Source organism: Mycobacterium sp. 852002-50816_SCH5313054-b (genome assembly GCF_001667185.1).
Lineage (GTDB): Bacteria > Actinomycetota > Actinomycetes > Mycobacteriales > Mycobacteriaceae > Mycobacterium.
Window position 1 is genome coordinate 1 of sequence record NZ_LZIC01000027.1, and the last position, 12,915, is coordinate 12,915.

Here is a 12,915-nt window from a genome sequence, read left to right on the forward strand (position 1 = left end):
CACCGGCGCCGCCCGTCGCGCCGGCGCCGCCCGTCCCGCCCGCGCCGCCGTTGCCGAACAGGCCGCCGGCCCCGCCCGCGCCGCCGGGCACCCCGGCGAGCGTGCTCGGCCCACCGTTGCCGCCGTCGCCGTAGAGCAGGCCACCCGGCCCGCCGGGCTGGCCCATCCCGGCGACGGTCGTCCCGTTGGCGCCGTTGCCGATCAGCGGGCGCCCCAGCAGCGCCTGGGTGGGCGCGTTCACCGCGCCCAGCAGGTCCTGCTCGAGGGTCTGCAACGGCGAGGCGTTGGCGGCCTCGGCGAGGCTATACGAGGCCCCGCCCGCGGCGACGGCCCGCACGAAGTCGCCGTGCAAATCCGCCACCTGGGCGCTGATCGCCTGGTATTCGGCGCCGTGGGCGCCCAGCAACGCCGCGACGGCCTTGGAGACCTCATCGGCGGCCGCCGCCAGCACCCCGGTCGTCGGAGCCGCCGCCGCCGTGGTGGCCGCGGCGATCGTCGAACCGATGCCCGCCAGATCCGCCGCCGCGGACTGGACCATTTCCGGCGCCGCGATCACGAACGACATGCCGCACCTCCCTAGGCGCTGGTCCCCGGGCCGATGTTTTGCGCCGGGCGGGTGCGCAGGTCGTGCACGTAATCCGCTGGTGCACCGGCGATTTCGGCGGCATCGGCCATCACGCCGAGATACCGAGCCGACGGCAGCCCACCCTCCCAGGCGTCGAGCACGTAAAGCCACGCCAGCGCGGGATCGGTGGTGGTGTCCGACGAGATGCGCTCCACCCGGCACCGGATCTTCTTGTGCACCCCGAACTCGGAACCCTCCCACCGGTCCAGGTTGACCTCGTCGGCCGGCGTCATGTCGTAGAGCACGACGAACACCTTCGAACCGGGGTCCTCGACGACCGTCGCGAGGGCGCCTTCCCAGCCGATGTCCTCGCCGCCGAACGTCAACCGCCACCCGTGCAGCCAGCCGGTTCCGGCCATCGGCGAGTGCGGCGCGCGCTTGAGCATCTGCTCGGGATCCATGTTCGACCCGTACGCGGCGTAGATCGGCACGGGGAAAGCTTAAACGTCGCCCGCTCGCGCGGTATTCACCCGAGCGTTTCGCGGGCTTCCGGCCGCGCAGATAGGTTAGGGCTTGTGGTGACCCGCATCGTGATCCTCGGTGGGGGGCCGGCCGGTTACGAAGCCGCACTGGTCGCCGCCACCTCACACCCCGACACAACCCACGTCACCGTGATCGACTCCGACGGGGTCGGCGGGGCGGCCGTGCTGGACGACTGCGTGCCGTCCAAGACGTTCATCGCGTCCACCGGGCTGCGCACCGAACTGCGCCGCGCCCCGCGGCTGGGCTTCGACATCGACATCGAAGACGCCAAGATCTCGCTGCCGCAGATCCACGCCCGGGTGCGGACGCTGGCCGTCGAGCAGTCGGCAGATATCACCGCCCAGCTGATCGCCGTGGGCGTGCAGGTGGTCGCGGGCCGCGGCGAGCTGATCGACCCGACGCCCGGCCTGGCCAAGCACCGCATCAGGGCCACCGCCGCCGACGGCACGACCAGTGAGCACGAGGCCGACGTCGTGCTGATCGCCACCGGCGCCAGCCCGCGGATCCTGCCGTCGGCCCAGCCCGACGGCGAACGCATCCTGACCTGGCGGCAGCTCTACGACCTGGAGGCGCTGCCCGAGCACCTGGTCGTGGTGGGCTCCGGGGTCACCGGCGCCGAGTTCGTCAGCGCCTACACCGAGCTGGGCGTCCCGGTGACCGTGGCGGCCAGCCGCGACCGGGTGCTGCCCTACGAGGACGCCGATGCGGCGCTCGTCCTGGAGGAGTCGTTCTCCGAACGGGGCGTCAAGCTGATCAAGAATGCCCGCGCCGAATCGGTCACCCGCACCGATGCCGGGGTGCTGGTCACCATGACCGACGGGCGCACCGTCGAGGGCAGCCACGCCCTGATGACCATCGGCTCGGTCCCCAACACCGGTGGCCTGGGGCTGGAACGGGTCGGCATCGAGCTGGGGCGCGGCGATTACCTGCGGGTCGACCGGGTTTCGCGCACCTCGGTGCCCGGCATCTATGCCGCGGGGGACTGCACGGGGCTGCTGCTGTTGGCGTCCGTCGCGGCCATGCAGGGCCGGATCGCGATGTATCACGCGCTGGGCGAGGGCGTCAGCCCGATCCGGCTGCGCACGGTGGCGGCGACCGTGTTCACCAGGCCGGAGATCGCCGCCGTCGGGGTGCCGCAGTCGATGATCGACGACGGTTCGGTGCCGGCGCGGACGATCATGCTGCCGCTGCGGACCAACGCGCGGGCGAAGATGTCGGGCCTGCGGCAAGGGTTCGTCAAGATGTTCTGTCGCAAGTCCACCGGTGTGGTGATCGGCGGCGTGGTGGTGGCGCCGATCGCCTCCGAGCTGATCCTGCCGATCGCGGTGGCCGTGCAAAACCGCATCACCGTCAACGAACTGGCGCAGACGCTGGCCGTTTACCCGTCGTTGTCCGGTTCGATCACCGAGGCCGCGCGCCGGCTGATGGCCCACGACGATCTGGATTAGGGCTTAGCCTGGGAACCGCACGCCTACCGACGAGTAACCGGACAGGAGCCCCCGCAGTGAGCGACCCGATCGACGCGCTGGGACCGCAGCAACGCACGCTGGCCTGGGAGCGGCTGGGCGCCGAGCAGTTCGACGTGGTGGTCATCGGCGGCGGCGTGGTGGGTTCGGGGTGCGCGCTGGACGCCGCCACGCGCGGGCTCAAGGTGGCGCTGGTCGAGGCGCGCGATTTCGCGTCGGGCACCTCCAGCCGGTCGTCGAAGATGTTCCACGGCGGGCTGCGCTATCTCGAGCAGCTGGAGTTCGGCCTGGTCCGCGAGGCGCTGCACGAGCGCGAGCTGTCGCTCACCAAGCTGGCGCCGCACCTGGTCAAGCCGATGCCGTTCCTGTTCCCGCTGACCCATCGGGTCTGGGAACGCCCCTACACCGCCGCCGGCATCTTCCTTTACGACCGCCTGGGCGGCGCAAAATCCGTTCCCGCGCAAAAGCATTTGACCCGGGCCGGCGCCCTGCGATTGAGCCCCGGCCTCAAGCGCACCTCGCTGATCGGCGGGATTCGCTACTACGACACCGTCGTCGACGACGCCCGCCACACGATGACGGTCGCGCGCACCGCGGCGCACTACGGCGCGGTGGTGCGGTCCTCCACCCAGGTGGTCGCGCTGGTGCGCGAGGGCGATCGGGTGACCGGGGTGCGGGTCCGCGACTCCGAGAACGGCGCGGTCACCGAGGTCCGCGGCCACGTCGTGGTCAACGCGACCGGGGTGTGGACCGACGAGATCCAGGCGCTGTCCAAGCAGCGCGGGCGGTTTCAGGTCCGCGCGTCCAAGGGCGTGCACGTCGTGGTGCCGCGGGACCGCATCGTCAGCGACGTCGCGATCATCCTGCGCACCGAGAAGTCGGTGATGTTCGTCATACCGTGGGGCAGCCACTGGATCATCGGGACCACCGACACCGACTGGAACCTCGACCTGGCCCATCCCGCGGCCACCAAGGCCGACATCGACTACATCCTGGGGACCGTCAACACCGTGCTGGCCACGCCGCTGACGCACGCCGACATCGACGGCGTGTACGCCGGGCTGCGCCCGCTGCTGGCGGGTGAGAGCGAGGAAACCTCCAAGCTGTCCCGCGAGCACGCCGTGGCGGTGCCCGCCCCCGGGCTGGTCGCGATCGCCGGGGGGAAGTACACCACCTACCGGGTGATGGCCGCCGACGCGATCGACGCCGCGGCCCAGTTCGTTCCGGCCCGGGTGGCGCCGTCGATCACCGAGAAGGTCAGCCTGCTGGGCGCCGACGGGTACTTCGCGCTGGTCAACCAGGTCGAGCACGTCGGGACGGGCAAGGGTTTGCATCCGTACCGCGTGCGCCACCTGCTGGACCGCTACGGCTCGCTGATCGGCGAGGTGCTGGAGCTGGCGGCCGAAACCCCCGATCTGCTCAGCCCGATCAAGGAGACGCCGGGCTATCTGCGGGTGGAGGCGCTCTACGCCGCCACCACCGAGGGGGCCCTGCATCTGGAGGACATCCTGGCCCGCCGGACGCGCATATCCATCGAGTACCCGCACCGCGGCGTCGACTGCGCCCGCGAGGTGGCCGAGGTGGTGGCGCCGGTGCTGGGCTGGACGGCCGAGGACGTCGACCGCGAGGTGGCCAACTACACCGCGCGGGTGGAGGCCGAGGTGCTCTCGCAGGCCCAGCCCGACGACGTGTCGGCCGACGAGTTGCGGGCCAGCGCGCCCGAGGCGCGCGCCGAACTCCTCGAGCCGGTGCCGCTGAGTTGAGGCGACATTGAGGCGCGCGCCGCTTCCCGTGCGCGACGGGCTGGGCCCGGCGCGGGTGCGGCTGCGGGGCGGCCCGGTGCTGGCCGAGCTGACCGACCGGTTCGGCGCGCCCGCCCGCTCGAAGGTGCTGGCCGGGGAGGTGGTCGACGCCGACGGCGCGGTGGTCGACGACGCGACGGTGCTGGGAGCCGGGTCGTTCGTCTACCTCTACCGCGAGCTGCCCGACGAGGTCCCGGTGCCCTTCGAGATTGCCCTGCTCCATCGCGACGACGACATCGTCGTCGTCGACAAGCCGCACTTCTTGGCCACCATGCCCCGCGGCCGGCACGTGGCGCAGACCGCGCTGGTGCGGCTGCGCCGGAAGCTGGGATTGCCCGAGCTGAGCCCCGCGCACCGGCTGGACCGGCTGACGGCCGGGGTGCTGCTGTTCACCACGCGGCACGAGGTGCGCGGCGCCTACCAGACGCTGTTTTCCCGGGGGGTGGTGCGCAAGACCTACCTGGCCCGCGCGGCCGTCGACCCCGATCTGGTTCTTCCGCGGGTGGTGCGCAGCCGGATCGTCAAGCGCCGGGGCGTTTTGCAGGCCGCCTGCGAGCCCGGCGTGGCGAATGCGCAGACACTGGTGGAACTCGTTTCCCAAGAAGGCCTGTACCGGCTGACCCCGCGCACCGGACGCACCCATCAGCTGCGGGTGCACATGGCCTCGCTCGGGCTCCCGATCGAGGGTGATCCGTTGTATCCCAACGTGATCGACGTTGCGGCCGATGACTTCAGCACGCCGCTGCGGTTGCTGGCGCAGCGCATCGGGTTCGACGATCCGCTGTCCGGTGTGCGCCGCGAGTTCGTCAGCCGGCGGCCCGGCCCGTAACAGTATCTCGGGCGGTGCGACGCATCCCGAACGGAGCCAACGACACCGATACCGCGCCGCCGCGCTATTTGACATACGGGTTCCTACCGGCCCGGTTCATGCCCTCGCCGCTGGACTGGAATCAGCACCGGCGCAGCCGGATTAAGCGGACGTCGTCGAGAGCACCAACACAACCCGCCCGCTGCCTGGGTTTAGAGGCGCTAATGCCGCGGTAGCCAGAGTCGCCGAAAACGGGTGGACGTGACAGTCGTGTAGGCCGGGGAGGCTAAGAGGACAGCCAGACCGGCGGAGACAACGCCGGTCACCCAACGGCCATGCGACAGCCCGGACCCTCTCTTACGCGCGGAACCGCAGCATAAAGCTGTATTCAGGGAGGACATCGGATGCCGCTCGCAAGGGTGTGGCAGACGTCTTGGCGGATTCTTGAAGCGGCATGATGCACCGCACGGCGGGCGGGCGAGGCTTTAGCGCCGAGCCCGACCGATGCCATGTGGGAAGACCAAGCGCTGCGGTCTAGGTTGCCACAACCGCCATGCCCGCATAGCCCGCCACAACACTCCCACCGGGACAGCATCGCCGCCCGACGACCCGGCCCTGCACCGCACCCCGCTTCTCGCCGCGTGAATACGGCGGGACCGGGTAGCCCGCGATCATGGACATCACCGTCACCTTTGTGGGCAACGCCACCACGTTGATCAGCGCCGGCGGGCTGACGCTGTTGACCGATCCGAATTTCCTGCACCGGGGGCAGCGCGCCTATCTGGGATACGGGTTGGTGTCCAAGAGGCTCCGGGAACCGGCGTTGAATATCGACGAGCTTCCGCCGGTCGACGCCGTGGTGCTGTCGCACCTGCACGGTGATCACTGGGATCGGGTGTCGCAGCGGGGCCTCGATCATGGGCTGCCGATCGTCACCACCCCGCACGCGGCAAAGCGGCTGCACCACCGCGGCTTCGGCCACGCACTGGGCTTGTCGACGTGGCAGCGACACACGATCACCAAGGGCGGCAACACCGTTCACCTCACGTCGCTGCCGGGACGTCACGCGCCGGTGTGGAGCCATCGGCTGCTGCCGCCGGTGATGGGCACCATGCTGGAATTCGTTTCCGCCGACCGCACCGTGCGTCGGCTCTACGTGTCCGGCGACACCCTGCTCGTCGAGGAGCTCGACGAGATTCCCGTGCGCTTCGACTCGATCGACGCCGGCGTGCTGCACCTGGGCGGGACGCGGCTGCCGGCGGGCCGGCGGCTGCCGTTCGGGCTGACGGTAACCATGGACGGCCGCCAGGGCGCCGAACTGGTGGCAAAGCTCGCGCTGCCCAAAATGATCCCCGTCCACTTCGACGACTACGGCGTGTTCGCGTCGGCGCTGGCCGACTTCGTCGCGGAGATGCGGCACCGCGGCATGGGCGATCGAATCATCGAATTGGACCGCGGCGCCTCGGCGACCGTATGAGGCGCGCGGGGCCGCCTAGCTGCTGATTTACTTCGCTGGCTAACCTCGTCGGTATATCGTTCGTCTCATCCGGTACTCGAACGAGGAGAGATCTGGGGGCCCGCGCGTGAGGCGTCGACGTGCAGTGTTTCAGCGGCGGTCGTGGCGTCGTCAACGCGACTTTCCTGGGTCGTTGCCCGCATAGGGGATGTGAATGTGATGGATTTTCTAGCGCTGCCCCCCGAGGTGACCTCGGCGCTCGTCCACTCCGGACCTGGCGCGGGCTCGTTGATCGAAGCGTCCGCCGCTTGGCAGCGCCTGACCACCGAATTGGAGAACTCGGCCGGCACCTACACGTCGGCGTTGTCCACGCTGAGTGAGTCGTGGAAGGGTCCGTCGTCGGCGGCCATGGTCGACGCCGTCCAGCCCTACGTCACCTGGCTGCGCACCACCGCGCAGCAATCCCAGCAGCTGGCCGACGCGACCCAGGCCGCCGCTTCGGCGTTCAACTCCGCGCAAGCGACCGTGGTGCAGCCCGCGGCGGTCGCGGCCAACCGGACGCGGCTGTCACAGCTGGTGGCCACCAACGCGTTCGGCCGCAATCTCCCGGCCATCGCCGCAACCGAAGACCAGTACCAGGCCATGTGGGCGACCAACTCCGCGGCGCTGACCCGCTATCAGGCGGCGACGACGCAGGCGCTCGACCTGCAGCAGTTCCTGTCGCCGCCCGCGATCACCGATCCGGCCGGGACGGCCGCTCAGGCCACCGCCACGTCCGCCGCGGCCGGCACGCCGGCCCAGTCAATCTTGGACAGCATCTTGGCCCCAAACACCAACGCGACGGGGATGGGGTTGGCCGGGCTGTTGAACCTGTTCTCCGGCAGCGCCCAGTCATCGTTCGGGTCCTGGTTGAACTCCAACCTGGTCACCACCGGCATCATCAACTCCACCTTCTCTTCGGGCTTCCCCATCAACCTGCTCAGCTATCTCGCGCAGAGCAGTTCGGCCCAGGCGTTGCAAAGCGTGGGCGGTGACATCGGCCAGGGCCTCTCGGAGGGCGAGTCGGCGCTGGGAGCGGCGGCCAATTTGTCCGGCGCGGTCGGGGCGGCACCCACCGGGGCATTGGGCGTGGGCGTGTCGGTAGGCAAGCTGACCGCGCCGCCCGCCGTGGTGGGGCTGCTGCCCGCCTCGCAAACGCCGGTCCAACTCGCCTCGGCCGCATCCCCTTTGGACGGCGTGGACGCCGGATTCCCCATGCTTCCGCCGTTGATGCCACCGCCCATCTCGGCGGGCAGTGGCTGGCGCAAGCGGAAGCAGCCAAACCCAGCAGAACTTCAAGTTGGCGCGGAGGTCAAGGGGAAAGTGATGCGCCCACCGCCGTCGGCGGGATGAGGGCCGACACCGAAATGACCGGTACCGCAACGCATTTCGGAATCACCGCGAGAGGCGACACTTCGCGCTCAGCCAACCCACGCTATCTCCGCGGGTGAAGTCATGGATTTTGGGATATTGCCACCCGAAATCACCGCGGCGCTGATCCACTCCGGCCCCGGTGCCGGGTCATGGGTCGAGGCTTCCGGCGTGTGGCAGCAGCTGGCCATGGAGTTGGAGGATTCTCTCCCTGGTTACGGCTCGGTGTTGTCGTCGTTGGCCGACGCCTGGGGTGGCCCGTCGTCGATGGCGATGATCGAGGCTGTCGCGCCCTACCTCGCCTGGGTGCGCACGACCGCGCAGCAGTGTGAGCGGCTGGCCTCGTCGGCACGGGCCGCCGCGGCGGCGTTCGAACTAGCCAGCCGAACGATGGTGCTTCCCATAGAAGTCAGTGCCAACCGGACGCGGCTGGCAGAGTTGTTGGCCACCAACTGGTTCGGCAGCAACCTTCCGGCAATCGCCACAACCGAAGACGCGTACGAGGGCATGTGGCTCAACAATTCGGCGGCCATGTACCGCTATCAGGCGGCCGCGACACGAGCTCTCGCGCTGCCTCAGTTCTCTTCGCCGCCAGCGATTGCCAGTGCAACCACGGCCGCCGCCCCAGCCGGCGCCGTGCCCACTGCCGCCGCTAGCACCTCGGCGACCTCGATATTGCAGAGCATCTTGGCCCCCAACACCAACGCGACGGGGATGGGGTTGGCCGGGCTATTGAACCTGTTCTCAGGCAGTTCCCAATCCTCGTTGGGGTCGTTCTTGAACTCCAACCTCGTGGACAACGGCGTCCTCAACTCGATCTTCGGCTCGGGTTTCCCCATCAACCTGCTCAGCTACGTGGCGCAGCTGAACACCGCCCAGGCGTTGCAGGGCGTGGGCGGCGACGTGGGCCAGGGCCTGGCGGAGGGCGAGGCGGCCTTGGGAGGGGCGGCGGCCAACCTGTCCGGTGCGGTCGGCGGATCGGCGGCGCCCGCGGGGGCGATCGGCGTCGGCGTTTCGATGGGCGGGCTGACTATGCCGCCCGCCGTCGTGCGGATGTTGGCCGCCTCGCAAACGCCGGTGCAGCTCGCGGCCGCAGTGTCGCCGCTCGCCGCCAACGAATCGGGGTTCCCCTTCATGCCGCCGCCGATGATGCCGCCGGTTGTGCCGCGCAAAAAGGGCAAGGGCGGCAAATACGACGACATCGAGATCGGGCTGGAGATCAAGGGGACCTTCATGACCCGGCCCCCCTCAGCGGGATGACCCCTCGGGCTTGGCGGGCTCGTCCTCGGCCAGCGTGAAGTAGTTCTCCTCCTCCTGCAGAAAGTGCAGGCGCAGCAGCGCGTACAGCCCGTACAGGCAGGCGAGCAGGTCGTCGACCTGGTCCGGTGCGATGGAGCCGCCGCTTTGGGCCAGCGCCAGGTGTGCGCCGATCCGGTCCGACAGCCGTTGTATCTCGGCGTGCGTCCGGCTCATGGTGGCGGTCGCCTCGCCGGTGCCCAACGGATGGGCCAGGGCGGGATAGAGCTGGGTTTCCTCCGCGCGTTCGTGGGGCAGGATGCGGTCCACGAGCAGGCCGTGGGCGCGCGTAACCGCCTGCAGCGCAACCGGATCCGGCGCTTCGGCCAGGCGGTCGGCCGCCTCGCGCAACAGGCCGATGGTGTCGCGCAGTTCGTCGTGTTCGGCGTCGAAGCGGCGCAACATCCGTTCGGTTTGCGCGGGCAGGTCGACCTCGAGGGACGGGTTGCCGCGCAGGGCCCGCAGCGCGTTACCGATCACGGCGACGTCGATGCCCTCCTGCAGCAGCGCGCCGGCGGCCGGCGGCAGCCAGCCGAGAGCGGCGACGGCCATCGCGGCCAGCGACAGACCCATGCCCACGACCGCGCTCTGCACGGCGATGCGCCGCGACCACCGCGCGATGTCCATCGCGTCCGCGAGCCGCTCCAGCCGATCGGTGGTCAACACGATGTCGGCGGCTTCCGAGGAGGCGGTGGCGCCGCGCGCGCCCATCGCGACGCCGACGCCGGCCGCGGCCAGCGCGGGGGCGTCGTTCACCCCGTCGCCGACCATCACGGTGACCGCGCGGCCCTGTTCGGCGCGCACGGCGGCGACCTTGTCGGCCGGGCTCTGCTCGGCGTAGACGTCGTCTAGCCCCAGGACGGCGGCGACCTCGCGGGCGGGCTCGGCGCGGTCGCCGGTGAGCATCACCAACCGCTGCAGCCCGGCGCCGCGCAACCGGCGCACGGTGCGCGGCGCGTGGCGGCGCAACGGGTCGCGCAGCAGCACCGCGCCGACGGGTCGCCCGTCGAGGCAGACCCAGGCGATCGCGGCGGTGTCCAGCAGGGCGCGGTTCACCGCGGCGCGGGCCCACTCCGTGGACGTGTCGCCGCCGAGTTTGCCGACGTAGACGCGCTGGTCGCCCACGGTGGCGGTGACACCCCGCCCGGGTTTCTCGACCACCGCGGTGGGTAGCGAGAGCCGCAGGCCGCGGGCGAGCGCCTCGGTGACGATCGCCTCGGCGAGCACGTGCGGGGACAGCTGATCCACCGACGCCGCCAGCCGCAGGATGTCGATGGCGTCGCGCCCCGGCGCGGCCGCCACGTCGATGACGACCGGGCGCCCCATCGTCAGCGTGCCCGTCTTGTCCATCACCAAAGTCGTTGCGTGCCCGAGGTTTTCGAGCGCCGCCCCGCCGCGGACCACCACGCCCCGCCGCGACGCCCTCGACAGCCCGGACACGATCGCCACCGGGGCGGCAAGCAGCAGCGGGCACGGCGTCGCCACCACCAGCACGGCGACGGCCCGCACCGCCGACCCGCTGGCCAGCCACGCCCCGCCGGCGACCAGCACGGCCAACGGCAAGAACCACGCCGCGTAGCGGTCGGCCAGCCGCACCACCGGCGCGTTCTCGGCCCCGGCCTGCGCGGCCAGCCGCACGATCTGGGCGTAGGTGCTGTCTTCGGCCGTGGCGGTGGCGCGCATGTCGAACGCCCCGCCGGCGTTGACCACCCCGCTGCGCACCGGTTCGCCGACACCGCGCTCCACCTGCAGCGGTTCGCCGGTCAGTGCCGACTCGTCGAGCACCGCGGTCGCGCCTGCGACACGCCCGTCCACGGGCACCACCTCGCCGGGGCCGACGACCAGCAGGTCGTCGATCGCCACGTCGGCCAGGTCGATCGTGCTGACCGTCGAGCCGACGCGGCGGCGGGCGAACCGCGGGGCGTGTTCGAGCAGGGCCCGCAGGTCGTGGGACGCGCGACGCTGCGCCGCGGCCTCCAGCGCCCGGCCACCGGCCAGCATCACGGCGATCAGCGCACCGGCGAGGTACTCGCCGACCAGCAGCGTCCCGACCAGCGACAGCACCGCGATGAGGTCGACCCCGAACCGGCCGCGGCGCAGCGCCGCCAGCACCCACACCGTCGCCGGAACCAGGGCCGCCACCGTCCCCGCGATCCAGCACGCGTCGGCGACGTCGCGCGCGCCGGCCAGCCAGGCGATCCCGCCCGATGCCAACGCACCGACGCTGAGCGCCACCAAAACCGCAAATCCCTTGCCGCCCACACCGTTCCCTTCGGCAATACAGGCCTTGCCGCCAGCGTGAACCGCATTCGCCGGGCTGGCTAGGGCCGGGTGTCACATCACTGGCACATTGTGAGGCCAGGAATTGCGATTACCACCGCCACTTGAATTGAGGACTGAGGTCACTAGAAAGGGCGGGCAAGTTCCGGTGAACATTGCTGGCGTGACCGATTTGCCTGCCCCGACTTCCGCGGGTGCCATGCCGATTTCCACCCTCATCGGCGAGCCGGTGGCGACGACACCCGGCCCGCGGCGCTGCTGAGCGAGCGCGACATCGTTCGGGTGGTGGCCCGCGGGGAAAACCCGGCCAGGGTTGCGGCCGCCGACGTGGCCAGCACCAAGCTGGTGTGGTGTGACGCGGCCGCGACGGTCGATCAGGTGTCGGCCCGGATGATGGATCACTACATCCGCCACGTCCTGGTGGAGCACGACGGGGCGCTGGTCGGCATCGTCTCGGCCCGCGACCTGCTGGGCGTCTACACCGCCTACGGCGTCGGCGCCGACGCCGATATCTAGCCGGCGGCCGACCCCGCGGTTGCCGCGCGGGACTCGATCATGCGGTTGCGAACGATGTGTTCGACGAGGATCGGAACGAAGGTCTGCACGGGCGCGTCGACGAACTGGTGGGCGGCCTGCTCACACCAGTCTTTGATCTGGGCGGCTCGCCGCTCGTCGCCAAGCCCCTCGTGGCGGGCCAGCTTGTCCGCGACCTCGGCTACGGACCGCGCGACCGCGGAACGGCTGGCCGGCACCTCGAGGTCGGCGGTTACCCCGGCCCGTTGCAGCGCGAGGTGGGCGGCCTCCTCGCCGGTGTCCGGACCGATCACATGCAACGTGATGTGACGACCGTCCTCGCCGAACAGGATGACACTGGTCGGCTCGTCGCTGGTGAAACCCAGCAATTCAACGGCGTGCCCGGCGATCTCGACCTGCGGTGGCGTCTCGTGCCAACCGTTGCGGCGGTAACCCACCATCACGACCCGTCCGAGCCGGTCGGACAGCGACGCCACCAAGTCCGGTAGTTCGTCGCCGAGGTTGGTCGAGCGCGGCCACCAGGCCCCGTCGACGTGTTCCGACGCAGACCGATAGGGCTTGAGCCCCAACCGATTTTCGTGCTCCATCGCGATCAGGGTACGGGCAACGCGACCCGCTCGCGACTCGAACGCCACGGGTGGCCGCCGTGTGTCCCGCACATGAACGGCAGGTAGCGCCAATCAATTTGGGATCGCCGGCAGCGCCGCAGACGACTTAAGCCCCTAACGCGTCGGCTCGGTCCCGGCGATGATTGG

At 70.4% G+C, this 12,915-nt stretch carries 10 protein-coding genes and 1 pseudogene; 7 read left to right on the plus strand and 4 right to left on the minus strand.

The annotated features are described in order from the left end of the window. Positions 1-565, minus strand: a 565-nt coding sequence (locus tag A5787_RS03940; RefSeq protein ID WP_156763750.1) for a PE family protein, incomplete at its 3' end; no start/stop codon positions are given. Between the two features lie 11 nt (positions 566-576). Next, positions 577-1,056, minus strand: a complete 480-nt coding sequence (locus A5787_RS03945; RefSeq protein WP_066961931.1) for a gamma-glutamylcyclotransferase — start codon at positions 1,054-1,056, stop codon at positions 577-579. An 84-nt stretch (positions 1,057-1,140) separates the two neighbouring features. On the opposite strand from A5787_RS03945, the gene A5787_RS03950 reads away from it, so the two are divergent. The 6 genes from A5787_RS03950 to A5787_RS03975 all read left to right on the plus strand — a co-directional run bounded on the left by A5787_RS03950 (position 1,141) and on the right by A5787_RS03975 (position 9,310). Beyond that, positions 1,141-2,556 carry an NAD(P)H-quinone dehydrogenase gene (locus A5787_RS03950; protein WP_066961934.1) on the plus strand — a complete coding sequence of 472 codons (1,416 nt, stop codon included), beginning with the start codon at positions 1,141-1,143 and terminating at the stop codon, positions 2,554-2,556. Positions 2,557-2,612: 56 nt separating this feature from the next. Then, entirely contained in the window at positions 2,613-4,337 is a 1,725-nt protein-coding gene (locus tag A5787_RS03955) for a glycerol-3-phosphate dehydrogenase/oxidase (RefSeq protein ID WP_066961937.1), read from the plus strand. Positions 4,338-4,344: 7 nt separating this feature from the next. Then, on the plus strand, positions 4,345-5,205 hold the full coding sequence (locus A5787_RS03960) for a pseudouridine synthase (RefSeq protein WP_066961940.1): 861 nt from the start codon (positions 4,345-4,347) through the stop codon (positions 5,203-5,205). Between the two features lie 652 nt (positions 5,206-5,857). After that, positions 5,858-6,661: an MBL fold metallo-hydrolase gene (locus tag A5787_RS03965; protein WP_066961943.1), complete on the plus strand. Its 804-nt coding sequence runs from the start codon at positions 5,858-5,860 to the stop codon at positions 6,659-6,661. A gap of 198 nt (positions 6,662-6,859) precedes the next feature. Beyond that, on the plus strand, positions 6,860-8,032 hold the full coding sequence (locus tag A5787_RS03970; RefSeq protein ID WP_066961946.1) for a PPE family protein: 1,173 nt from the start codon (positions 6,860-6,862) through the stop codon (positions 8,030-8,032). A gap of 102 nt (positions 8,033-8,134) precedes the next feature. Next, the gene (locus tag A5787_RS03975; RefSeq protein WP_066961948.1) at positions 8,135-9,310 is read left to right on the plus strand and encodes a PPE family protein; all 1,176 of its coding nucleotides are present in this window, start codon (positions 8,135-8,137) and stop codon (positions 9,308-9,310) included. Here A5787_RS03975 and A5787_RS03980 read toward each other — a convergent pair. After that, complete coding sequence (locus A5787_RS03980) at positions 9,299-11,608, minus strand: heavy metal translocating P-type ATPase (protein ID WP_231993810.1); 2,310 nt, start codon at positions 11,606-11,608, stop codon at positions 9,299-9,301. The two genes, A5787_RS03975 and A5787_RS03980, sit on opposite strands and share 12 nt — an antisense overlap. Positions 11,609-11,857: 249 nt before the next feature. Between A5787_RS03980 and A5787_RS03985 the strand changes: the two are divergent. Then, positions 11,858-12,142, plus strand: a pseudogene (locus A5787_RS03985) (CBS domain-containing protein); the annotation flags it as partial. On the opposite strand, the gene A5787_RS03990 reads toward A5787_RS03985, so the two are convergent. Next, the gene (locus A5787_RS03990) at positions 12,139-12,747 is read right to left on the minus strand and encodes a DUF5994 family protein (RefSeq protein ID WP_066962302.1); all 609 of its coding nucleotides are present in this window, start codon (positions 12,745-12,747) and stop codon (positions 12,139-12,141) included. The pseudogene A5787_RS03985 and the gene A5787_RS03990 overlap by 4 nt on opposite strands. Between the last annotated feature and the right edge of the window lie 168 nt (positions 12,748-12,915).

What these genes read in the sequence shown, in the direction of transcription:
- A5787_RS03975 (WP_066961948.1), top strand. Translation starts at nt 8,135, where the DNA reads ATGGATTTTGGGATATTGCCACCCGAAATCACCGCGGCGCTGATCCAC.
- A5787_RS03990 (WP_066962302.1), bottom strand. Translation starts at nt 12,747, where the DNA reads ATGGAGCACGAAAATCGGTTGGGGCTCAAGCCCTATCGGTCTGCGTCG.
- A5787_RS03970 (WP_066961946.1), top strand. Translation starts at nt 6,860, where the DNA reads ATGGATTTTCTAGCGCTGCCCCCCGAGGTGACCTCGGCGCTCGTCCAC.
- A5787_RS03965 (WP_066961943.1), top strand. Translation starts at nt 5,858, where the DNA reads ATGGACATCACCGTCACCTTTGTGGGCAACGCCACCACGTTGATCAGC.